19 protein-coding genes are annotated in these 22,443 nt (G+C 60.9%); 10 read left to right on the top strand and 9 right to left on the bottom strand.

From position 1 onward, the window contains the following. Positions 1–197 precede the first annotated feature (197 nt). Positions 198–962, bottom strand: a complete 765-nt coding sequence (locus ASD32_RS14810; RefSeq protein ID WP_060638801.1) for an N-acetylmuramoyl-L-alanine amidase — start codon at positions 960–962, stop codon at positions 198–200. Then, positions 959–1,666 (bottom strand): DnaJ family molecular chaperone, encoded by a 708-nt coding sequence (locus tag ASD32_RS14805; RefSeq protein ID WP_060638898.1) that lies wholly within the window; start codon positions 1,664–1,666, stop codon positions 959–961. The genes ASD32_RS14810 and ASD32_RS14805 overlap by 4 nt, the downstream gene beginning before the upstream one ends. A gap of 470 nt (positions 1,667–2,136) precedes the next feature. Here ASD32_RS14805 and ASD32_RS14800 point away from each other — a divergent pair, with 470 nt between their 5' ends. The 3 genes from ASD32_RS14800 (at position 2,137) to ASD32_RS14790 (ending at position 5,151) form a co-directional block, all read left to right on the top strand. Then, entirely contained in the window at positions 2,137–3,351 is a 1,215-nt protein-coding gene (locus ASD32_RS14800; protein ID WP_060638800.1) for a pyrophosphate--fructose-6-phosphate 1-phosphotransferase, read from the top strand. 84 nt (positions 3,352–3,435) lie between these two features. Continuing rightward, on the top strand, positions 3,436–4,071 hold the full coding sequence (locus tag ASD32_RS14795; protein WP_060638799.1) for a LysE family translocator: 636 nt from the start codon (positions 3,436–3,438) through the stop codon (positions 4,069–4,071). Between the two features lie 117 nt (positions 4,072–4,188). Further along, entirely contained in the window at positions 4,189–5,151 is a 963-nt protein-coding gene (locus tag ASD32_RS14790; protein WP_060638798.1) for a lytic transglycosylase domain-containing protein, read from the top strand. Positions 5,152–5,207: 56 nt separating this feature from the next. Here the strand turns inward: ASD32_RS14790 and ASD32_RS14785 are convergent, their stop codons facing one another. Further along, positions 5,208–6,560 carry a serine hydrolase gene (locus ASD32_RS14785; RefSeq protein WP_156383188.1) on the bottom strand — a complete coding sequence of 451 codons (1,353 nt, stop codon included), beginning with the start codon at positions 6,558–6,560 and terminating at the stop codon, positions 5,208–5,210. Positions 6,561–6,679: 119 nt separating this feature from the next. Continuing rightward, positions 6,680–8,155, bottom strand: coding sequence for a bifunctional diguanylate cyclase/phosphodiesterase (locus ASD32_RS14780; RefSeq protein ID WP_162252670.1), 1,476 nt, complete (start codon positions 8,153–8,155; stop codon positions 6,680–6,682). 248 nt (positions 8,156–8,403) lie between these two features. Between ASD32_RS14780 and ASD32_RS14775 the strand changes: the two genes are divergently transcribed. The 4 genes from ASD32_RS14775 to ASD32_RS14760 all read left to right on the top strand — a co-directional run bounded on the left by ASD32_RS14775 (position 8,404) and on the right by ASD32_RS14760 (position 12,689). Beyond that, the gene (locus ASD32_RS14775) at positions 8,404–9,654 is read left to right on the top strand and encodes a DUF3419 family protein (protein ID WP_060638795.1); all 1,251 of its coding nucleotides are present in this window, start codon (positions 8,404–8,406) and stop codon (positions 9,652–9,654) included. Further along, entirely contained in the window at positions 9,651–10,319 is a 669-nt protein-coding gene (locus tag ASD32_RS14770; RefSeq protein ID WP_060638794.1) for a class I SAM-dependent methyltransferase, read from the top strand. Before ASD32_RS14775 ends, ASD32_RS14770 begins: the two co-directional genes overlap by 4 nt. A 219-nt stretch (positions 10,320–10,538) precedes the next feature. Beyond that, on the top strand, positions 10,539–11,339 hold the full coding sequence (locus ASD32_RS14765) for a GH25 family lysozyme (RefSeq protein ID WP_060638793.1): 801 nt from the start codon (positions 10,539–10,541) through the stop codon (positions 11,337–11,339). A 132-nt stretch (positions 11,340–11,471) separates the two neighbouring features. Further along, a complete protein-coding gene (locus ASD32_RS14760; protein ID WP_060638792.1) occupies positions 11,472–12,689 on the top strand; it encodes a lytic murein transglycosylase in 1,218 nt (405 codons plus the stop codon). Here the strand turns inward: ASD32_RS14760 and ASD32_RS14755 are convergent. Then, positions 12,676–14,097 (bottom strand): cation:proton antiporter, encoded by a 1,422-nt coding sequence (locus ASD32_RS14755; RefSeq protein WP_348270739.1) that lies wholly within the window; start codon positions 14,095–14,097, stop codon positions 12,676–12,678. The two genes, ASD32_RS14760 and ASD32_RS14755, sit on opposite strands and share 14 nt — an antisense overlap. 97 nt (positions 14,098–14,194) lie before the next feature. Between ASD32_RS14755 and ASD32_RS14750 the strand changes: the two genes are divergently transcribed. Next, entirely contained in the window at positions 14,195–15,130 is a 936-nt protein-coding gene (locus ASD32_RS14750) for a DMT family transporter (RefSeq protein WP_060638791.1), read from the top strand. Positions 15,131–15,657: 527 nt separating this feature from the next. Here the strand turns inward: ASD32_RS14750 and metF are convergent. The 4 genes from metF to ASD32_RS14730 form a co-directional block, all read right to left on the bottom strand. Then, positions 15,658–16,584 (bottom strand): methylenetetrahydrofolate reductase [NAD(P)H], encoded by a 927-nt coding sequence (gene metF, locus ASD32_RS14745; protein WP_060638790.1) that lies wholly within the window; start codon positions 16,582–16,584, stop codon positions 15,658–15,660. Position 16,585: 1 nt separating this feature from the next. After that, on the bottom strand, positions 16,586–17,614 hold the full coding sequence (locus ASD32_RS14740; RefSeq protein WP_060638896.1) for a metalloregulator ArsR/SmtB family transcription factor: 1,029 nt from the start codon (positions 17,612–17,614) through the stop codon (positions 16,586–16,588). A gap of 190 nt (positions 17,615–17,804) precedes the next feature. Continuing rightward, positions 17,805–19,454, bottom strand: a complete 1,650-nt coding sequence (ettA, locus tag ASD32_RS14735) for an energy-dependent translational throttle protein EttA (protein ID WP_060638789.1) — start codon at positions 19,452–19,454, stop codon at positions 17,805–17,807. Positions 19,455–19,547: 93 nt separating this feature from the next. After that, positions 19,548–20,315 (bottom strand): ribonuclease, encoded by a 768-nt coding sequence (locus ASD32_RS14730; protein ID WP_156383187.1) that lies wholly within the window; start codon positions 20,313–20,315, stop codon positions 19,548–19,550. A gap of 194 nt (positions 20,316–20,509) precedes the next feature. Between ASD32_RS14730 and ASD32_RS14725 the strand changes: the two genes are divergently transcribed. Both ASD32_RS14725 and ASD32_RS14720 read left to right on the top strand, forming a co-directional pair. After that, positions 20,510–21,445 carry an alpha/beta hydrolase gene (locus tag ASD32_RS14725; RefSeq protein WP_060638788.1) on the top strand — a complete coding sequence of 312 codons (936 nt, stop codon included), beginning with the start codon at positions 20,510–20,512 and terminating at the stop codon, positions 21,443–21,445. A gap of 13 nt (positions 21,446–21,458) precedes the next feature. Then, positions 21,459–22,409 (top strand): DMT family transporter, encoded by a 951-nt coding sequence (locus tag ASD32_RS14720; protein ID WP_060638787.1) that lies wholly within the window; start codon positions 21,459–21,461, stop codon positions 22,407–22,409. Positions 22,410–22,443 lie beyond the last annotated feature (34 nt).

Here is a 22,443-nt window from a genome sequence, read left to right as displayed (position 1 = left end):
GGCTTTCAGGGCGCACCCCGCCCTGCCGTCTCGCATCCCGATTTTCGTCATCAACAGGAAGGGCTGGAGGCCAGAATTACCTGCGGTTCGGTACGGCCGCAAAAGACCCCGGCATCATGGTGATGATGTGGCAGTGCACAAAATTAGTCTGGAGACGGCATGAAACGGACAGCGGAATCACTGCCGGGACGCGAGGGTCAGCGGCTAAAATCCGGCAGGCCGGACAGCAGTCTGTGCAGCGTGTCGAGCGTCGAAATATCGGCGATGCCATCGACCTGAGAAGGGCGGAAATGGCGCTGGAATGCCGCCACAGCACCCTCGGTTTTCTCGCAGAAAACACCTGTCACTTCAATTCCGTAGCCGTAGAGCGAGAGCATCGTCTGCACGGCCTCGACGGGCTGGCCCTGGTCGCCGCGCTGGAAAAATCTGCCGCCGCCGATCGGCGCCGGTGGAACCCAATGCCCGACACCGCCGGCATGCAGCCGTTCCCAGGGAAATTTTTCTCCCGGATCAACCTTGCGAATAGGGGCGATATCGCTGTGGGCCAGCACCCGCTCAGGGGCGATCGACCAGCGTTTGCCGCAGTTTCGACACAGTTCGACGACCACATCGATCTGCACGGACGGGAAATCAGGCAGCCCGCCGGGATGGCCGGCATTGGCGATTTCGATGCCGATCGAGTGCGAATTGATGTCGGTCTCGCCCTTCCAGATGCTCTTGCCCGCATGCCAGGCGCGGCGGTCCTCAGGGACCAGCTGATCGACGCGTCCGTCCTCGTGAACGAAATAGTGGCTGGAGACCTGGCTTTCCTCTCGGCAGAGCCAGTCGAGCGCTGCCGCCGCTGTCGGCATGCCGGTATAATGCAGGATGATCATGTCGGGCTTCAGCCCGCCTGCCCTTTCGCCATGGTTGGGCGACGGCACGAAGCGTGCGGCGGGATAGTCACAGGCGAAGTCCGTCATGCGGCGCGGCGTTCTTTCTCGATCGCCTCATAGGCGGCGTTCAATTCTGCCATGCGATCGTTGGCGATCGCCTGCAATTCCTGGGGAACGCCCCGGGCGACCAAGACGTCGGGGTGGTTCTCCGATACCAGCACGCGGTACCGCTTGCGGATGATCGAGAAATCGTCCTTCGGCGAAACGCCGAGGATCTTGTAGGGATCGGCACCGGCGCTGTGGACGTGGCGGGCCATGATCTCCTGGAAACGCTCTTCCTTGATGTGGAAAATCTCGGCAACCCGCGTCAGGAAGTTCAATTCCTTCTCATGCACAGCGCCGTCGGACTTGGCGATATGGAAGAGCCCGTCGATAATATCTTCGAGCACCGGGCAATTCTGATCGCAGGACACGCAAAGCGACGCCAGTTTTTCGGCATAGGCCTCATAGCCCGCAACGTCCTGACGGGCGAGATTGTAAAGCCGGGCGACGTTCTGCGCCTGGTCATCGGGAAACTTGAAAATATCGCGGAACGCCGACACTTCAGCCTCGGTGACGATGCCGTCGGCTTTTGCCATCTTGGCGGACAGCGCGATCATGGCGACGGAAAACGCCACCTTGCGGCGGGTTTCCGGATCACCTTCAAACAGCGTCCGCACAGCTTCGATGACACCGGCGAGCGCATTGCCCGTCGCGGTGACGATGCTGAGGATGCTATCCCAGAATGACATAGGCACGTTCTTTCCCATTGTTGGCTGATCCACGTCGTTGCGGTGGTATGGCACGGGCAGCGCGTCCATGCGCAAATGCAGGGTGGCTCGCACGGCTGTGCCGCCACGGTATTCGTGCAGCTCACCAAACAGCATGACCAGATGTTGCGGCATATTGCAAGGCGGCAAACCCGCGCATTTGGCCGAAATGACGAATTTGTGATGGCACCTCATTATTGTAGCAGGCGCTGCCGTGACCGTCCATTCCCATCGACACATTTTACGCAGAACCGGTCCTATCATGGGTAGATGACCGGCCGTTCCGCTGAAGTTTCCGGTTCGTTTTTTTGCCCAAAGGCAATCGCCCGGCCCTGATCTTCCGGCCTGGCTGCACCATCCACCGTGATACCTGCAGCATGTCATTTAACTTCCATGGGAATTGCGCTAGAGAAACCGCGAACGATCGTGCCGCAATCTCCAAGGAGGACTCCATGGCCAAACAGAAAGTTGCAATGCTGACCGCAGGCGGGCTCGCGCCGTGTCTGTCCTCCGCCGTGGGTGGCCTGATCGAGCGCTATACCGACATCGCGCCGGATATCGAACTGGTTGCCTACCGTTCCGGCTATCAGGGCCTTCTGCTGGCCGACCGCATCGAAATCACCCGCGACATGCGCGAAAAGGCGCATATCCTGCACCGCCATGGCGGCTCGCCGATCGGCAACAGCCGGGTAAAGCTCACCAACACCGCCGATTGCATCAAGCGTGGCCTGGTCAAGGAAGGCCAGAACCCGTTGCGCGTCGCGGCCGAACGGCTGGCTGCCGACGGCATCACCATCCTGCACACGATCGGCGGCGACGACACCAACACGACTGCCGCAGACCTTGCCGCCTATCTCGGCGCCAACGGGTACGACCTCACCGTCGTCGGCCTGCCCAAGACCGTCGATAACGACGTCGTGCCGATCCGCCAGTCGCTCGGCGCCTGGACGGCAGCCGAATACGGCGCCAAGTTCTTCGACAATGTCAGCAACGAACAGAGTGCCGCACCGCGCACGCTCGTCGTGCATGAAGTCATGGGCCGCCATTGCGGCTGGCTGACTGCGGCCACCGCCCGCTCCTATATCCAGCACATCGACGACCGCGAATTTGTCGATGGCTTCATGATGAACCGGCAGATGAAGAATATCGACGGCCTCTACCTGCCCGAGACCGCGTTCAATCTGGAAGCCGAATCCCAGCGTCTGCGCGCCATCATGGACAAGACGGGCTTCGTCACGCTGTTCGTTTCGGAAGGCGCCTGCCTCGATGCCGTCGTTGCCGAGCGCGAAGCAGCCGGTGAATCCGTCAAGCGCGACGCCTTCGGCCATGTGAAGATCGACACGATCAATGTCGGCGGCTGGTTCTCCAAGCAGTTCGCAGCGCTCCTGGGTGCCGAACGCTCGATGGTGCAGAAGTCCGGCTACTATGCCCGTTCGGCACCGGCCAATGCCGACGACCTGCGCCTCATTCAGGGCATGGTCGATCTCGCGGTCGAAAGCGCGTTGAACAAGATCTCCGGCGTCACCGGTCACGACGAGGACCAGGGCGGCAAACTGCGCACGATCGAATTCCCGCGCATCCGCGGCGGCAAGCACTTCGACACCTCGGTCAAATGGTTTGGCGAGGTCATGGACGTGATCGGCCAAAAATGGTTGCCGGCGAACTGATATCTGGCTCATAAACGCCTATTGACGGCTTCGTTTGCGCATGGCTTCCTCGATCGGACGCCACACCCAAACGGAGCCGTTTTCATGTCGATCGAACACTGGCTGGCCTTCGTTGCCGCCTCCGCCATCCTGCTTGCCATTCCCGGCCCGACGATCCTGCTCGTCATCTCCTATGCGCTCGGTCACGGCCGCAAGGTAGCGACCGCCACGGTCGCCGGCGTAGCCCTCGGTGATTTCACCGCAATGACCGCCTCGATGCTCGGCCTTGGCGCGCTGCTCGCCACATCGGCTGCGGTTTTCACCGTCCTGAAATGGGTGGGCGCCGCCTATCTCATCTGGCTCGGCATCAAGCTCTGGCGCGCGTCGATCGCAACCGAGGCTGCCGACGGCACGATGTCGGTCCCGGCAGAGCGCCCCTTGCGCATCTTCCTGCACACCTACGTGGTCACGGCGCTCAACCCGAAAAGCATCGTGTTTTTCGTGGCCTTCCTGCCGCAGTTCCTCGATCTCAGCCGCCCACTGTTCAACCAGATGATGATCTTCGAGACCACGTTCCTGGTGCTCGCGACCCTGAATGCGACGCTCTACGCACTGATGGCTTCGGCGGCGCGCCAGACGATTCGAAAGCCCAAAGTTCAGGCCATCGTCAACCGCGCGGGCGGGTCGCTTTTGATCGGCGCGGGCCTTCTGACGGCCGGTTTGCGGCGCGCCGGCACCTGAAAAAGCGTCCCACGCTTGCGGTGCAGCGTCTCATAGGTTAATGACATCCAGCGCATGGTGGCCTCTGGCTGCTGATTTGCATAGGGCTGTGGGGCCTGACAGCACGAAAGTGACAGCATGGCGAATTTCCGTTTTTCCGTTTCAAAACCGGCTGTTACAGCCTGCGCCCTGATCTCGGTATCGCTGGTTACCGGTTGTTCGAGCGTCGAGCGAACGCCGATGGAACAGCTGATGGCAGTGCAGACGGTCACCCCGCTGCCAAAACCCGGAACGGAAATGACGGCCTACGCTTTGCCGGCCCCGGACGGCGCAGCATCGGCCACAGCGGCAGCGCTTGCAGCTGAAACAGCGATGATGAAGCCCGGCGAAACAGCACCGGCACAGACTACTGCGGCTGCCAACCCGGCTGCGGTTCCCGCGGTGGCCGCCAATGCACTGGTGGCGCCCCAGACATCCGCAGCCGCGCAGGCCGCTTCGGCTGCCATTGTGCCGGAAACCGCAAACGCACAAGCATCGGCAAAATCCGATCGCGTGCCGCAGATTCCCGAAGGCATGATGATGGCCGCGATGGAATCGGATTTCGATACCGGCGAACCCATGGGCCTGGAAACATTGGTCGCCAAGCGCATGATCGTTCCCGTTGCCAAGCCGTCGATTGGTGCCAGCGCCTATGCCATGGCCAAATCGATCCCCGCGTCCCTCGGCATCACGCAGAAGCCGACCAGCTCGCGCCCGGAACTCGATCGTCTCATCACCTATTACGCCAAGCTCAACAATATCCCGGAAGACCTGGTTCACCGCGTCGTGAAGCGCGAAAGCACCTACAATCCGCGCGCCTATCACTCCGGCAATTACGGCCTGATGCAGATCCGCTACAACACGGCCAAGGGTCTTGGTTATGAAGGCCCGGCTGAAGGCCTGTTCGATGCCGAAACCAATCTGAAATATGCCACGAAATATCTGGCCGGCGCCTGGATGGTGGCCGACAACCAGAACGACGGCGCAGTCAAGCTCTATGCCAGCGGCTATTATTACCACGCCAAGCGCAAGGGCCTGCTTGACACGCTCGGCATGCGGTAAGGCCGCAAAGCCTTCGTCTTTTGAATTTCAATTCGAAATTTTAACTTCAGGGGCGGTCAGTTGACCGCCTCTATTATTTTGGCCTGCAGCTGGCGCACGTCATAGCCGCTGCGGGACGGCGTCAATCCCAGACGCACGACCGCAAGACCATGTGAGGGTACCAGCATGACGCTTTGGCCGTCATGCCCCTGCATCCAATAGGCATCGCCGGGCAAGGGCGGGCCGCCGTCATTTCCGAACTTGGTCCAGACCTGCCCTGCCCCATAGCGGCCGCCGGAGGCCTGGGTCGGCGTGCGCATATAGCTGACGAAATCCTGCGGCAGCAATTGCTCACCGTTCCAGCTGCCATTCTGAAGCAGGAAGAGGCCGAAGCGCGCCCAGTCACGCGCCGTCGCATACATATAGGAAGAGCCGACGAAGGTTCCGTGCGCGTCCGGCTCCAACACCGCACTGTTCATGCCGAGCGGCCTGAAGAGCGCGGCGCGCGGAAAGGTCAGCGCCTCGCGCACGCTGCCGAACGTGTCCATCCAGAGCCGCGACAGGATGGTGGTCGTGCCGCTGGAATAGCTGAAGCGTTCGCCCGGCTTTGCCTCCAGCGGCTTGGACGCCGAGAAACTGGCCATGTCGCCTTCCAGATAGAGCATGCGCGTGACGTCGGCGACGTCGCCATAGCCCTCGTTGAATTGAAGCCCGCTCTGCATGGCCATCAGATCGGCCAGCTTGATCTGGCTGCGCGGATCGTTTCGCCATTGCGGCAGAAGCTCGGTACGATCAAGCGCCATCTGGCCGTCGCGGATTCGAAGGCCAATCAGCGCAGCCGTCACCGACTTGGTCATCGACCAGCCAAGCAAAGGCGTCGCGCTGTTGAAGCCTTCGCCGTAATTTTCCGCAACGATCCTGCCATCCTTGACGACGACGACGGCGCGCATGCCGGGGCCGACCAGCTGCGGATCGGTCAAAAGTGTCTGGACTGCCGGGTTGATCGCCGTGCCGCTCCCATCCGGCCAGGGCTTGCCCTCGTCCGATTGCGACGGCCGGCGGCGCAGCTGCCTGTTGCCCGGAAAGGCTGCAAATTCGCCCTCGGTCACATTGGTGCAGCCGAGCCCCTCGCGATAGATCGCCCGGCCGGGCGCTGCAAAACCGAACAGGCGCGCCGTCACTGTCTTTCGGGTATCATCGACGGAAATCCGCACCAGCCGCAAAAGCGGGTGTCCCGGCGCCTGGACATCATCGGCAAGAACGGCATTGGCGTCCCTGTCTGCGATGAAAACGTTCGAGCACACAATCTTGGCCGCATAACCGTCACCGATCCGCAGAAGGTCCGGCGGGGCGACGACAAGCCAGCCCGCCACGGCAGCCAACGCTGCCGAGACCGAGCCCGCGAGCCAGAACCACCTGTTTTTCCGCATGCGCATCGCCCCTGCTTCGCTAATTTTACAGAAACAGGATTTCACGCATTTAGGAAGGCTTTGTGGCAATCACATTGACGCTAAACATGTTTCTGAAGCCTCATACAGGAAATGAGGCCCTAACCGATGGATCGTGCCGCCAGCTGCTCCGGTTCGCGCTTCAGGATGGCCATCGCCCCCTCCGCCGACACAGGCCGCGAAATCAGATAGCCCTGCGCTTCCGAAGCACCGAGCGCGCGCACGAATTCCATCTGCCCCTCGGTTTCGATACCCTCTATGGTGGTGGAGACCTGGAACGTGTTTCCCAGCTGCAGGATGATATCGACGATTTCGGCATCCCGCTGATTGCCAAGCATTGCCTGCGTGAACGAGCGATCGACCTTGAGCTGGTCGAGCGGGAAGCGCCGGAGATTGTTGATCGACGAAAAGCCGATGCCGAAATCGTCAAGCGCAATGCGCACGCCGTGCGCCCGAAGCTCCGTCAGGCTGTCGCTGATAATGGCCGCATCGACGTAAAAGATCGATTCGGTGACCTCGATGGTCAGGCGGCCGGGCGCAAGTCCCGCCTCAGCGAGGCATGCCTTCACATGCGGAACGAAAGCCCGATCCTTGAACTGGTCGCCGGCGACATTGACAGCAATGCCGGTCGGGGCCGGCCACCGCGCCGCCTCCAGGCAGGCGGTCCGCAGAACCCAGTTGCCGATCGGCAAGATAAGCCCGGTCTTTTCGGCAGAAGCGATGAAATGATCGGGCGGAATGATGCCCTTGTCGGGGTGGCGCCAGCGAATCAGTGCTTCAAAGGCGCGGATAGCCCGGCTTTCGATCCCGACGATCGGCTGATACTCCAGGTAGAATTCACCGGCCGCCAGAGCGCGGGACAGGTCGTACTCGATCTCACCCTTGCGTGTTGCCTCCTCGGCCATATCGGGCGCGTAGACCACGTGGCTGTTGCCGGCAATTTCCTTGGCCTTGTAGAGCGCGAGATCGGCGCGTTTGAGCACTGCGGAAATCGACGGGTCGTCCGGTTCCACATAGGCAACGCCGATGCTGCCGCCCGTCCAGAACTGCGCGGACGCAAGCTGGAACGGTTCGGCAAACAGCCCCTTGATGGTCACGCAGATATCGTCAAGCTTGCCGTCGGAGGGAGACCCTGCGACGACGATGACAAACTCGTCGCCCCCCATCCGGTAGACCGAAGCAATCCCCGACATCGCCTGGATCAGCCGCCTGCCGAGCGCCACGAGCAAGGCGTCTCCGGCATCATGCCCCATGGAATCATTGACGAATTTGAAACGGTCGAGGTCCAGCATCAAAAGAGCGGTACGGCCCGCAGGCACCGGCCCGGTGGCAAGAATGTCGCGAAGATCGCGCTCCAGCGCCACCCGGTTGGCCATGCCGGTCAGCTGATCGGTGTGGACGATATGCGACAGGTTTTCTTCCGTCTTGCGGCGCAGCTCAAGCTCGTCCAACAGCCGGCTTTGCGTGCGCCCGCGCTGGTAAAAGAACAGACCGCAGACAAGCGGCATCAGGACGAGTGAAACATGCGATGCGGCCAGCGTGCCGCTGCCCAAAAATCCGTGAGCATTGCCGCTCATGCTATCATAAATAATACCAACTGCCGGAAACAATGCCCCGATCGCCGCGCCCATCACAGCATACCGCTGCTCGGACTTCGGCAGAAAAGCCTTTAACATCATGTTAGCGCCCCGAAAAACTTATTCTACCTAACATAGACAGGTTTAATCAATTCTTACGGGTAAGAATTCATAGAAATTTGCCGTCATCAAAATGTAGCGGACTCGTCTTAGAAGCTCCATCCAACGTCAACGGATGGCAGGCAGACATGACCGATCTCGCACCCGATGCAGGCTACGGCAAACGGAACCGCAAGCTGAAAACCGCGCTGATCCAGCACAAGGCGCTGAGTTTGGAAGGCCTGTCGGAACGTCTGTTCGGCCTGCTCTTCACCGGCCTCGTCTACCCCCAGATCTGGGAGGATCCGGCCGTCGATATGGCGGCGATGCAGCTACGCCCGGAACATCATATCGTCACCATCGGATCGGGCGGCTGCAACATGCTCGCCTATCTCTCGGCAGCCCCCGAGCGCATTGATGTGGTCGATCTCAACCGGCATCACGTGGCGCTGAACCGCTTGAAGCTCGCCGCGTTCCGCCATCTTCCGGGCCATGCGGATATCGTCCGCTTCCTCGCCCGGCATGATAATGCCAGCAACGTCCAGGCCTATGATCTCTTCATTGCGCCGAAGCTCGACAATGCAACCCGCCAATACTGGAATGCCCGCAGCCTGACCGGCCAGCGCCGCATCACTGTCTTTGGGAAGAACATTTACCGCACCGGCCTGCTCGGCCGCTTCATCGGCCTTGGTCATCTCCTGGCGCGCCTGCACGGCGTCGATCCGAGCGAACTTGCCAATGCCCGCTCGATGCGCGAGCAGCGCCAGTTCTTCGACGAACGGCTTTCCCCGCTGTTCGACCGCCCGGTCATCCGCTGGATCACCAGCCGCAAGAGCTCGCTGTTCGGCCTTGGCATTCCGCCGCAGCAGTTCGACGAACTGGCAAGCCTCAGCGCGGAAAAATCACTCGCCGGCGTCCTGCGCCACCGGCTGGAAAAGCTCTGCTGCCATTTTCCGCTGAAGGACAACTACTTCGCCTGGCAGGCCTTCGCCCGCCGTTACCCGCTGCCGCATGAAGGCGACCTGCCGGACTATCTGCACGCCGGCCGCCACGAGACCATCCGCAACAATGCCGGGCGCGTGCATGTTCATCACGAAAGCTTCACCGAACTCCTGGCCAGGAAAGCCGCCGGCTCCGTCGATCGCTACGTGCTGCTCGATGCGCAGGACTGGATGAACGACCGGCAGCTGAACGACCTGTGGAGCGAAATCACCCGCACATCGGCGGAGGGCGCCATGGTCATCTTCCGCACGGCCGCCGAAGCCAGCATTCTGGAGGGCCGCGTCTCCGAAAACGTGCTTGGCCAATGGCAGTATGATGGCGAGCAGTCGCAGGCGCTCAATCTCAAGGACCGCTCGGCCATCTATGGCGGCTTCCACATCTACAGGAAGACGGCATGACGGCGATCGAGACCGGTGCAGGCGGCAGCCATGCCGAGCGCATGGACCGGATGTATCGCACCCAGCGGCATTTCTACGACCTGACCCGCAAATATTATCTGTTCGGCCGCGACACGCTGATCCGCGAGCTGGACGTTCCAGCTGGCGCCAGCGTTCTGGAAGTCGGCTGCGGCACCGGCCGCAATCTGGCGCTGATCGGCAATCGTTTCCCGCATGCGCGGCTGTTCGGGCTGGATATCTCAGCAGAAATGCTGGTGTCCGCCGAAGCGAAATTGAGCAGGCCCGGCCGTACCGGGACGGTGCTGCGCGTCGCCGATGCCTCCGATTTTAAGGCAGCCGAATTCGGAGAAGCCGGTTTCGACCGGATCGTCATATCCTATGCCCTGTCGATGATCCCGGACTGGGAAAAGGCGATCGGCGCAGCCATCGCAGCACTCAATCCCGGCGGATCGCTGCATATCGCCGATTTCGGCCAGCAGGAACGCCTGCCAGTATTCTTCAAACGCGGATTGCAGGCCTGGCTGCGCCGCTTTCACGTCACGCCGCGCCCGTCGATGGAGAGCGTGCTCAGAGGCATTGCTGCAGACCGCGGCGACACTTTGGAATTCCGCCCCATCGGACGCGGCTACGCCTGGCTATTCACCTATCGGCGCACCGGCAGCTGATCCGGCACAAGCCCCGCGACATCATCGTGCTTCATGATTTGTCACCGGTAAACAGGCCGTGTTAACGGTTAGCCGGGCCGCTTTCGCAATTGCCGCTTGAAACTAACTCAATTTTTACGATGATATGGTGAAAATGAGGTTCATGCCTCCTGGGGGATTCACATCAGCGGATATCATCGCGTGAGGCAGCAACGTCGATCGTTTCAGAACGGAAACCTCATGCGCCGGCTATTCCTGGCTCTTCTGCCTATTGTCTCGCTTCTTTCCGCCTGCACATCGACAGATTACGATCTCGTCTCCACGGCATCGATCCCGCCCAAGTTCCAGGACAAGGACCCGCAGGATTTTGGCGCAAAGACGCCGCAGCATCACACGGTCCACGGCATCGACGTCTCGAAATGGCAGGGCGATATCGACTGGGCCAAGGTGAAGACCTCCGGCGTCTCCTTCGCCTTCATCAAGGCGACCGAAGGCAAGGACCGGATCGACGCCAAGTTCAACGAATACTGGCAAGAGGCGCGTGCCGCCGGCCTGCCCTATGCGCCCTATCATTTCTACTATTTCTGTTCGACAGCCGACCAGCAGGCCGATTGGTTCATCGCCAATGTGCCCAAGAGCGCCGTCTACCTGCCTCCGGTTCTCGATGTCGAATGGAACGGCGAATCCAAGACGTGCCGCTACAGGCCCTCGGCCCTGACCGTGCAAAGCGAAATGAAGCGCTTCATGGACCGGCTGGAAGCCTATTACGGCAAGCGCCCGATCATCTATACCTCGGTCGATTTCCACCGCGACAATCTCGTCGGCCAGTTCAAGGACTATCATTTCTGGGTCCGCTCGGTCGCAGCCCACCCGACGGAAATCTACACCGAGCGCCGCTGGGCCTTCTGGCAATATACCAGCACCGGCGTCATCCCCGGCATCAGCGGCAATACCGATATCAATGTGTTTGCCGGCTCGCACAAGAACTGGAAGAGCTGGGTGGCGGCCGTTTCCAAGCCCAAGGCAATGGCGCAAAACTGATAGAAACGCAGCGTCATTTCTTCTTTCCGCCCCATTGCCGTGCGAAAGACGCTGCCATATTTTCCGCCAGATACGAGCAGCCGTATTTCCGCTGCTTTCAGCCGGTTTCCGGCCTTACAACAAGGACTTGCGATGACACGCAGCACACTGCGCTCCGTTCTTTCGATCGGCTTCCTCACCCTTTTGACCTCAACGGCGCTTGCGCAGCAGGCGGCGGCACCAGCCACACCGGCACAAGCCTGCGGCGGCGATCTCGCCACCTTCCTGCAGGGCGTCAAGGCTGAGGCTGTTGCCAAGGGCATCCCGGCCGATGTGGCGGATCGCGCCCTTGCCGGTGCTGCGATTTCCGAAAAAGTGCTGAGCCGCGACCGCGCCCAGGGTGTCTTCAAGCAGAGTTTTACCGAATTCTCGCAGCGCACTGTCAGCAAGGCGCGGCTGGATATCGGCGCAAAGAAGATGAAGGAATATGCCGCGATCTTTGATCGGGCCGACAAGGAATTCGGCGTTCCAGCTCCGGTGATCACCGCCTTCTGGGCGATGGAAACCGACTTCGGCGCCGTTCAGGGCGATTTCAACACCCGCAACGCCCTGGTGACGCTGGCGCATGATTGCCGCCGCCCGGAAATGTTCCGCCCGCAGCTGATCTCGGCCATCGAGATGGTCCAGCATGGCGACCTCGATCCGGAAACGACGACCGGTGCATGGGCCGGCGAAATCGGCCAGGTGCAGATGCTGCCGGAAGACATTATCGCGCAGGGCATGGACGGCGATGGCGACGGTCACGTCAACCTGAAGCAGAGCGCGCCGGATGCCATCCTGACAGCCGCCAAGTTCATCAAGAGCCTCGGCTTCACCGCCGGCCAGCCCTGGATCCAGGAAGTCAACCTGCCGGAAAACCTGCCCTGGGAAAAGACCGGCCTGCAGACCGGCATGACTGCAGGCGACTGGTTCAAGCTTGGCGTCAAGCCGCGCGACGGCAATACGGCGTTCCCGCAGCTTGCCTCCTCGCTGGTCATCCCGCAGGGCCGCCACGGCGTCGCCTTCCTGACCTATCCGAACTTCAACGTCTATCTCGAATGGAACCAGTCGTTCATCTACACGACCTCGGCCGCCTATTTCGCAACGCGGCTTGCAGGCGCCCCCACCTATGACAACCACACGCCGGAACCGGGTCTGAACGACGAAGAGATGAAGGCGCTGCAGACGAAGCTGCAGGCGCTCGGCCATGATGTCGGCAAGATCGACGGGATCCTTGGCTCCGGCACCCGTGCAGCGTTGCAGAAAGAGCAGCTGCGCCTCGGCATGCCGGCCGACGGCTGGGCCACACCGGCTGTCCTCAGCGCTCTGTAATATCCGCTTCACGCTGTTTCAGCGCTCTTGCCCGCCGCCGGTGGTGACGGGCAAGCCGCAAGGCGCGGTAGCGCAGCTTCAACGACCAACGGGCGCCCGCAAGCGCCGCTCCCCGTTTCGACACTTCGTTCAGTTCGCGCGCATAGGCGACGGCAAAGGCCTTGCGGTAGGTGAGCAGATGTTCGGACGCGATGTTTTCCAGCCGGTGCATCATGCTGACCCAGAGCGGCGAGACGAGCAGGGAAACCGCAGTCACCGCGATCGCCACCTTGTAGGTATCGAACTGCAGAACACCGGCCCCCAGACCGGCGGCGGCCAGCACAAACGAGAACTCGCCGATCTGCGCCATCGACAGGCCCGCCACGAGCGCAATCTGTGGCGATGAGCCGGTCTTGCGCAACAGAAAGATGTTCAAAAGCGTCTTTGCCGCAATCACGATCAGCGCAGCACTCAGCACCGACCAGAAATTCTCACCGATGAAAGTGAGGTCGATCAACAGGCCGATCGACAGGAAGAACACCACCAGCAACACGCTCTGGATCGGCTCGATCACCGGAATGACGCGGCTGCGCAGCGTCGAATTGCCGATGACGATGCCCGACAGAAACGCCCCATAGGCTGGCGACATGCCGGCAAGGCCCGAAATCGCGGCGGCCCCGAAGCAGACGGCGAGCGCGCCGAGCGCCAATATCTCCACCTTGTCCTCGACCGCCTCGCTATAGGGAACCCGCAACTTGCCGTGGCGGCCAAACCACCAGAGCAGGGCCGCGAGAATGGCAATTGCGATCACCATTTTGACCGCGATGATGCCGATATGCAGTTCCTCGCCGCCGAGACTCGAGACCAGGATGAGCATCGGCACCACGGCGATATCCTGCGCAATCAGCACGCCGACGGCGATCCGCCCGGTTTCGCTGCGCAACTCCCCCATATCTTCCAGCATCTTCATGGCAACGACCGTGGACGACATTGCGATGACGAAACCGAGGATGAGCCCCTCGGCCATGCTTGCGCCCGTGATCAGCGCAATCAGCCCTGCGGCAGCGATTGCCGCGATCACCTGTCCGCCCGCCACCAGCAAAGCTTGCCGCAGGCTAAGCACGAAGGCCTTGATCGACAATTCCATGCCGATGAAAAACAGGAGGACGACGACGCCCATTTCGGCCAAAAGCGTGACATTGGCACTGTTGGAGATAAGGCCGAACCCGGTCGGCCCCAAGGCCACGCCTGCCAGGATGAAACCGACCAGCGGCGGCTGGCGCAGGCGCAGGAACCCCAGTCCGAGAATGGCTGCGACCGCCACGACGATCGCAATGGAGACAAGCCCCTGGCCGTCATGTGCGGCGGCGATGGATTGTGTCGTCAAAGGCTCCAGCAGATCGTCCTTCATATCTGTGACGTCGGTCAAGAATCGGGTGGATAGATCCCACCTTACGCCTTAGAGGCTTGTAGGATAAGTAAACTATAACGCGGGCTATGTTTCGAGCGAAGCAGGGGACAGTCAGATGGATGCAACAACGACGAGTCTGCAGAGCCGCATGACGATGGCCACCTGGGGGCTGCTGGTCCTGCTCGGGCTGATCTGGGGCGGCTCTTTCTTTTTCGCGCGGATCGCCATCCAGCATGTTCCGGCGTTCACGCTGGTCCTGCTGCGCGTGGCGCTGGCGGCCATCGCGCTGCACATCTACATCTTTGGACGCTATGACATCTACCGCGAGCTGACGGCCCGCTGGCCGCAATTCCTGCTTTTGGGCCTGATCAACAATGCCATCCCGCACACCTTCATCTTTCTTGGCCAGACGCAGATCGGCGCCGGCCTTGCTGCCATCCTCAATGCCACCACGCCAGTCTTCACGGTGCTGATCGCCAATGCGTTGACGCAGGACGAAAAGCTGAGCCTTGCCAAGATCGCCGGCTGCCTGCTGGGCCTGACCGGCACGGCGGTCCTGATCGGTCCAAGCGCCCTGCCCGGCCTCACCCATGCAAACAGCAACATTCCGCTCTGGGCGCTGCTCTTTCCGGTCGCAGCCGCGATCAGCTATGGGTTTGCGGCAACCTATGGCAAGCGCTTCCGCGGGCTCGCCGCCCCCGTCACGGCGGCGGGACAGCTGACCGCATCGACGCTGATCATGCTGCCGCTATCGCTGATGATCGACCAGCCCTGGCAGCTGGCCTTCCCGCCGCTGACATCGGTGCTGGCGATCCTTGCCTTGGCGCTGGTATCGACGGCCTATGGCTACATCCTGTTCTTCCGCATCATGGGCCTCGCCGGCGCGACCAATACCTCGCTGGTCACCCTGCTCGTCCCGCCGAGCGCCATTCTGCTCGGCATCCTTTTCCTCGGCGAAACGCTGGAGACAACAGATATTGCCGGCATGCTGCTGATTGCGGCAGGCCTCGTGGTGCTGGATGGCCGCCTTTTGCCCCGCCGCCGGACCTGACAGGCAAAGCGGAATCAAGCAAGGAAAGCATGTGTCCAATTGGCCACTCACAGCGCATTTCACGCCGTTACATTAACCAAAGTAAAGACATTGTGAAAAAATTGTGGCGGGCGGCAAAAGTGCATTCAATCATGTGCTTAGCCCTGTGAATAAGCCTCTGCGGCACCTCCGATGCCGCAACGCAGCATAACTTTTCCTTTCACGCGTGACATTTTCCCCCTATCTTTCGGCTGTCAACGCAAGGAGGGCCGGTTATGGGAATAACACATTCGTTGAATGTCCTCATGATAAGTGCAGCGTTCGTATTCGTTGCAACCATGCTTTTTATCTAAAGCATCCGCAAATAGTCCGGTCGATCATCAAGGACTTTAAGAACCGCAATCCATTGCATCAGGATCCAGCCAGGTAACGCGCTCCGACAAGGACCCCGGACCTGAGACTGAAACACTCAAAAGCCCTTGAAACCATCGGTCTCAAGGGCTTTTCCATGTCCGGTTTGCCTGTTTCGCCGCTGTCGCAACCTGTCCTCAGGCGGCAGCACCGGCCGAGCGTGGCTGGACCACAGCCGATGGCACCCGCTCAAAACCAACGAGATCGCAGACGGCCGCCACCAGCGGCGAACGGTTCATCGTATAGAGATGGAAATCGCGAAGACCGCGCCGCGCCAGATCGACGATCTGCTCGGCGGCGATATGGGTGGCTTCCTTGAAGCGTTCCTCCGGGCTCTCATCCAGATGCACCAGCCGCGTGACGATCGCCTCGGGCACCTTTGCCCCACAGAGCCCGGCAAATTTGGTGATGCCAGCCAGATTATTGATCGGCATGATGCCGGGAACGACCGGAATCTGGATGCCGGCGCGCCGCACACGCTCAAGATACCGCTCGAAATCATTGTTATCAAAGAAGAACTGGGTGAGCGCACGCGTTGCGCCATTGTCGACCTTGCGCTTCAGCATGTCGATATCGGCAGCCACATCCGGGCTTTCCGGGTGTTTCTCCGGATAGGCGGACACGGAAATCTCGAAATCACCCTTCGCCCGGATGGCCGCCACCAGGGCCGCAGCATTCTCGTATCCGTCTGCAAACGGCTCGTAGCGCGCGCCGACGCCCCCTTGCGGATCTCCGCGCAAAACCACGAAATGCCGAACGCCGCTGCCGATGAACTCGGCGACGACGGCATCGACCTCCGCCTTCGTCGCCCCGACGCAGGTCAGGTGCGCTGCCGTATTGGCAAAGCCCTCGTCATCGATCATCCGCCGCACGGCCGTGAGCGAGCGCTCCTTGGTGGAGCCGCCAGCACCATAGGTCATCGTCACGAAAGCCGGATCGAACGCCGACAGGTCTCCAGCGGTCTGGAACAGCTGGCTTTCCATATCGTCATTTTTCGGCGGAAAATATTCGAAAGACAGGCGCAGATTGCCGCGTTCGGCCGGGTAAAGGGTGTGTATCGGCATGTCATGTCCTCCCGGCATAGGCGAGAGCGCGCTTGCCCTCGGGTGTATCGATAGTCGCGGCCTGCCGTTTGTCGCGCGCAAGCCAGATGGTCACCGTCAGAAGCCGGTCCCGGTCGGTGCCGGGGCTGAGATCCACCGTCTCCTCGACGCTCAGCCCGGCCTTTTCCAGCCAGTCGGCCATCGTCTGGCGCGAAAAGCCAAGGCGCATATGTGCATGCTCGTCCCGCAGATATTCCAGCGTATGCGGCGCCAGATCGATGATTGCCAGCCGGCCTCCGGGCACCAGCATGCGGGCTGCCTCGGCAATCGCCGCCTGCGGCTGCGGCAGGAAGTGCAGCACTTGGTGGATGGTGACGAGATCGAACTGCCGGCCGTCGAGCGGCAGGTTGAAGATATCGCCGTGCCGGATCGAAGCCTTGGTGATCCCGGCGCGGTCGAGATTGGCGCGGGCAACCGCCAGCATGTCGCGGCTGGCATCGACGCCGACACCGCGGCGGTACAGGCCTTCGAGAAGCTGCAGGATGCGCCCGGTTCCGGTTCCCAGATCAAGCAGACCATCGACCGGATCCGTCCCGATCACCTTTTTCAAGGCCGCCTCGACATCGGCTTCGCTGACATGCAGGCGGCGAAGCTCGTCCCATTCGGCCGCATTGCGGCTGAAATAGGCTTGGGCTTTTTCGGAGCGCGCCTGTTTCAGCGCCACTAGGCGCTCGCCATCGCGGGTCAACACGGCGTCTGCGCTATCGGAGGCCGAGAGCAAGTCGCGCACCAGCGCCACGCCTGCGCCCTCGCCGCGCAGGCGAAAATAGGCCCAGGCGCCCTCCTGATAACGATCAATCAGGGCGACTTCGGCGAGCAACTTCAGATGCCGCGAAATCCGGGGCTGCGATTGTCCGAGAATTTCGGTAAGATCGGTCACGGTCAGGTCGCCGGCGGCCAGAAGCGCCAGAAGACGCATGCGCGTCGGCTCGCCCGCTGCCTTCAGCACATCGACCAGTTCGTCCAGTCCCAGCCCGTGTTCTCGCGCCATCATAAACCCCATCAACACATAAAGATATGTTTATGTGATTTTCGAGTTTTCCGCAAGTTGAAATGTGGCTTTCACCACGGACATCCGGACAGACAAAAGGCGGCCCGAAAGGACCGCCTTCGACAATTTCACACGGCACGGCGACACGAATGCACCGCAACGGACGCAGGCGCAGACCGCCTGCTGCCGCTTAGCGCGTCAAGCGCTTGTAGCTGACGCGGCTTGGGTTGACCGATTCCGGGCCAAGGCGGCGGATCTTGTCCTTCTCGTAGTCCTCGAAGTTGCCTTCGAACCACTCCACATGGCTATCGCCTTCGAAGGCGAGGATATGCGTCGCCAACCGGTCGAGGAACATGCGATCATGGCTGATGATGACAGCGCAGCCGGCGAAGTTTTCAAGCGCGATTTCCAGCGCCGCCAGCGTTTCCGTATCGAGGTCGTTGGTCGGTTCGTCGAGCAGCAGCACGTTGCCGCCGGCCTTCAGCATCTTGGCCAAGTGAACGCGGTTGCGCTGACCGCCGGAGAGATTGCCGACCTTCTGCTGCTGGTCGGTGCCCTTGAAGTTGAAGGCGCCGCAATAGGCACGCGAGTTCATCTCCAGCTTGCCGAGCTTGATGACTTCGGCACCGCCGGAAATCTCTTCCCAGACGGTCTTGTTACCATCGAGCGCATCGCGGCTCTGGTCGACATAACCGAGCTTGACGGAATCGCCGACGCGGAACGTGCCGCTATCGGGCTTTTCCTGGCCGGTGATCATGCGAAACAGCGTGGTCTTGCCGGCGCCGTTCGGGCCGATGACACCGACGATGCCGCCCGGCGGCAGCTTGATCGACAGGTCTTCGATCAGCACGCGGTCGCCGTAACCCTTGGTGATGTTCTCGGCTTCGATAACAACCTGGCCGAGACGCTCGCCGATCGGAATGATGATCTGCGCATCGCCCAGACGCATCTTGTCGGCTGCTTCCACCAGTTCGTCATAGGCCTTGATACGGGCTTTCGACTTCGACTGGCGGGCCTTCGGGCTGGAGGCGATCCATTCCTGTTCGCGGCTGATCGCCTTCTGGCGGGACGCGTCCTCGCGGTTTTCCTGCTGCATGCGCTTGGCCTTGGCGAGCAGGTAAGCCGAATAGTTGCCCTCATAGGGAATGCTGCGGCCACGGTCGAGTTCGAGGATCCAGCCGGTGACATTGTCGAGGAAGTAGCGATCGTGGGTGATCATCATCACGGCGCCGGGATATTGGCGCAGATGGTTTTCCAGCCAGCCGATGGTTTCGGCATCGAGATGGTTGGTCGGTTCGTCGAGGAGCAGCAGGTCGGGCTTGGAGAGCAAAAGCTTGCACAAAGCCAGACGGCGGCGTTCACCACCCGACAGGCTGGTCACATCCGCATCGCCGGGCGGGCAGCGCAGCGCCTCCATGGCCATTTCGACCTGGCTTTCGAGATCCCACAGGTTCTGGCCGTCGATAATGTCCTGAAGCTTAGAGCCCTCTTCCGCCGTCTCATCGGAATAGTTCATCATCAGTTCGTTGTAGCGCTCGAGGATCGCCGTCTTGTCGGCCACGCCCTCCATGACGTTTTCCATCGCCGTCTTGGTCGGATCGAGCTGTGGTTCCTGCGCGAGATAGCCGACGGTCGCACCCTGAGCGACCCAGGCTTCGCCGGTATATTCCTTGTCGAGGCCGGCCATGATGCGCAGCACGGTCGATTTACCCGCACCGTTCGGGCCGAGGATACCGATCTTGGCGTCCGGATAGAACGACAGATTGACATTCTCCAGCACCTTCTTGGTGCCGTAGGACTTGTTCAGTCCGGACATATGATAAATGAATTGACGTGCCATAGAGAAACTGCTCCGACGGAATGGGATTTTGCCCGCTATGTAGGCGAATTATCCCGGCGGAGCAATGAAGAAACCGGTTTTAGAGCGCTTCATTCACTGAATGCCGGCCGGATCGACCGCCCCTTTCGCGCATTTGAAATCGGTACTGCCGGCCGCAAGGATCAGATCCGAAAGCCCGGCATTGGCGGAAACATCGCCCGACAGACCGATCGTCAGCCCCGTGACGACACTCCGTGCACGTACCTGTTCGCACCGCATCCGGACGCGGTCGCCGGCACCCTTGCCGAAACTGGCGGCAAAGGCCTGCTTGACCTCGCCTTCGGTGACATCCTGCCCGATGCGCCCCGCAAACAGGGTCCGCACCGCCGAGCCATTGATTTCATCAAGAAAACGAAGCTGCGTGGCAAAATAATCCTGTGCCGTGCCGCCATGGCACGTGCCGCTGCGCAGCCATTGGTGCCGCTCAAGCCCCGATTGCGTTCCAGGCATCGCCACCATCAGCTTGGCTGCCGTCTCCTGCACGATTGCCAGCTGCGGCAGGTCCAGCCAATTGCCGGTCCGGTCGCGCGCCTTGATATCGTCAGCGACGCCGCAATAGCTCTTCTTCACCGGCCAGAGGCCATGCAGGGAGAAATTCGTCGCGTCATACCGCCCGGCGTCTTGCCCGGCACATTCCTTGCGGTCCGGCCGCGTCTCGCAAAATCCCGGCTGCCAGCTTATGGCCAGAATATACTCCGTCCTGCCCGTTTCCCGCACGTCCATCTCCTGCGCGAGCGCCCCTGAGGCAGAGATCACGATCAGCGCAAACACGTGCAGGCAAAACACTAGCAATACAACAATAGCCCTCACATTCCCTTGCATGCCCATCTCCATCAAAAAAGGAACAAAACAAGATCATTTAGCGATTAAAACGGGAAAATTGCAACCTGGAATCGACATACACGCGAATCTTTTCTGACCTGATACCAAACAAGCACCAAGCGCCGGTTGCCTTTGGCTGTTAAATCAAGTTGATAGCGGTGAGTGCCGGAACTGCGCCTGGGAGGATCTAAGGGGTGTTCGCCAAGGTCGAAACGTTGCAAACCCCAAGCGGAGCTGCCCTCGCCTGGCGCCATTGGCCAGCGGGTGGAGAGCCCGTGGGTGTGCTGATCATCTGCCACGGACTGGCCGAACATTCCGCCCGTTACGCCCGCTTCGCCGAAGTCATGGCCAATAACGGCTTCAACGTTTACGCGCACGATCATCGCGGCCACGGCCTCACCAAAGCCGCCGACGCCCCCCTTGGCCGGTATGCCCAGTCGCAAGGGGCAGCCAAGGTCATTGCCGACGTCAGGGCGATGCGGGACATGGCGGCCAGCCGCCATGCCGGCCTTCCCGTCATCCTGTTCGGCCATTCCATGGGCGGCCTGATCGCGCTCAACGCGGCAGAAACCGATCCCGGCCTTTACGATGTACTGGCCGTCTGGAACTCGAATTTCAATCCGGGCCTGGCCGGGCGTGCCGCACAAATCGTGCTTTCCATCGAGAAAGCACTGAAAGGCTCCGACGTGCCGAGCGGACTGCTGTCGCAACTCACCTTCGGCGCTTGGGCGAAGTCGATCCCCAACCACAAGACGGACTATGACTGGCTGTCGCATGACCCGGTGGAGGTTGCAAAATATATCGACGACCCGCTTTGCGGTTTTGATGCCAGCGTTTCGCTCTGGATCGACCTGTTCCGGCTGACCTTCGATGGTGCCAGGCCGGAGCGCCTCAGCCATCTGCCTAAAAACCTGCCGATCCACCTCACCGGCGGCGGGCAGGACCCGGCCACCAATGGCGGCCGCGAAATCTCGTGGTTGGCGCAGCAGATGCAAAAAGCCGGGCTGAAGCAGGTGACGGCGGTGATCCATCCCAGCATGCGCCACGAAACCCTGAACGAAATCGAGCGCGACCGCGCCATGCAGGATTTTGCCGCGTGGTGCCGTGCCGCAGTCCCGCAGCGGACGTGAGCAAAGACCTGGCATGACTGAAATGTCCATAAAACCGGCAATCCGCAGCAACGACATTTCCTTCGGCCTCGGCCTGATGGTGATTGCGGTGCTGATCTCGCCGCTGATCGATATTTTTGCAAAACTGGCCATCACCACCATTCCATCGGCTGAAATCACCGCGATGCGTTTCGTGCTGCAGATGATCTTCATCCTGCCGGTCGTCCTCGTCCGTGGCACGCTGTTTGATCTGACCTGGAAAAAGACCGGGCTGCATATGCTGCGCGGCGGCCTGCTCGTCGTCACCATGCTGTCCTTCATCACCACGCTGAAGGCGATGGAAGTGGCCGATGCCATCGCAATCTTCTTCGTCGAGCCGATCATCCTCACCATTCTCGGCAGCATTTTCCTCAAGGAAACCATCGGCTGGCGGCGCTATACGGCCTGCGCAGTCGGCTTTTCAGGCGCGCTGCTGGTCATCCAGCCAAGCATGCAGGAAGTCGGCTGGATCGCGCTTTTGCCTGTGGTCTCCGCCTTCGGCCTTGCAGTCTTCCTTCTGGTGACGCGTTTGGTCGCGCAGAACGAGGATCCCTGGTCGATGCAGTTTCATGCGGGCGTCTGGGGCGCGCTGTTCTGCGGTATCCTGCTGTATTTCGGCAATGGCACGGGGTCGGAGATTTTCGATCCGGTCGTGCCGGATATGGCCGCTGGTCTTTATCTCATCGGCGTCGGCGTCACCGCCACGATTTCCGGCGTGCTTGGCGTCTATGCCTATCGTGCGGCACCCGCCTCGGTGCTGGCGCCGCTCCAATATCTGGAAATCGTTTCGGCGACGATCTTTGGCTGGCTGGTGTTCGGCCATCTGCCGGATGCGCTGAAATGGCTTGGCATCGCCATCATCATCAGCTCGGGCCTCTACATCATCTGGCGCGAGCGCCGGGTGAACAAGACAGCCAGTATCGCGCCGGTATCGCCGGCCATCTGATAAGCTTTAAGTGACGTGCTTTGGGAGGAGCAGA

The organism is Rhizobium sp. Root483D2 (assembly GCF_001426685.1).
Taxonomy (GTDB): domain Bacteria; phylum Pseudomonadota; class Alphaproteobacteria; order Rhizobiales; family Rhizobiaceae; genus Pararhizobium; species Pararhizobium qamdonense.
The sequence above is the reverse complement of the archived record's forward strand: the minus strand, read 5'-3'. Positions and strand labels throughout refer to the sequence as shown.